This window comes from Rhodococcus sp. BS-15, from assembly GCF_000813105.1.
Taxonomy (GTDB): Bacteria; Actinomycetota; Actinomycetes; order Mycobacteriales; family Mycobacteriaceae; genus Rhodococcoides.
In genome coordinates this window covers 1-800 of sequence record NZ_BAOX01000599.1, presented here as the reverse complement: position 1 = coordinate 800, position 800 = coordinate 1, and the positions used below count along the sequence as shown (strand labels likewise).

Below are 800 nucleotides of genomic sequence, written 5' to 3'. Positions count from 1 at the left end.
CCCCCGCACTGCCTCCGTGCTCTCCGCGTTGTCGAGCGCCTGGGAACTGATCGCCGCGCGCGGCGTCGCGCCGATGCGTGACCGCTTCCGAGTCACCCAGTCTCTCAAGCCGATTCCCTCGTCGGACATCGGACGGCTGCTTCTCGGACGACGTCTGGCAGCGTGTTTCCTCGAAGCCGGGTTCATCCCGCCGCACCCCACGTGGCCGGTCGCGCCCGACGCGTTCGAGCAGGCCCCGGATTTCACTCCGCGCCAGCTTCTCATCGCCGTCGATCGGCACATCAGGCATTGCCTCGACACCGGCGTCGCGTCGGAGCTGGAGAGCTTCACCGACAGGTCCGGTCCAACCGATGCGCCGGACCTGCCCACCGCACGGGTCAACGAACTCGACGCGCTCGACGATCGATACAAGCGACTGTGCGAACAGGTGGACGTGTCGGTTCCGTTGGCACCCGACAGTGAGGACTCGATCGTTCCCGCACTGCTGTCGGCGGGATTGACCGCGTGGATTCACGAACATCAGTCGTCCGACGACAGCCTGGCTCAGGACCCACCGCCGAGCGGAAAGCCGGCGCTGCACGCGCGCCTGCGTCACACCGTCGATACCGATACCGACGACGAGGAGCACTGGTGCTTCCGTGCGGTCACGTCCGGCAACGCTCGCGCCGCGTTGGCCCGGGTCGAGCGGGCAGTGACGACGGCGGGCCTGCGCATCGACATGCCGAGGCGACGGCTGATCCTGATCAGGAACGACCCGTGGCCCAACGGCGCGAAAAACCGAGCAGACGATCGCGGCCCTG

General features: G+C 67.8%; 1 pseudogene. It reads left to right on the top strand.

The window, feature by feature from the left end:
* Positions 1-800, top strand: a pseudogene (locus RHBS_RS28185) (AAA family ATPase); the annotation flags it as partial.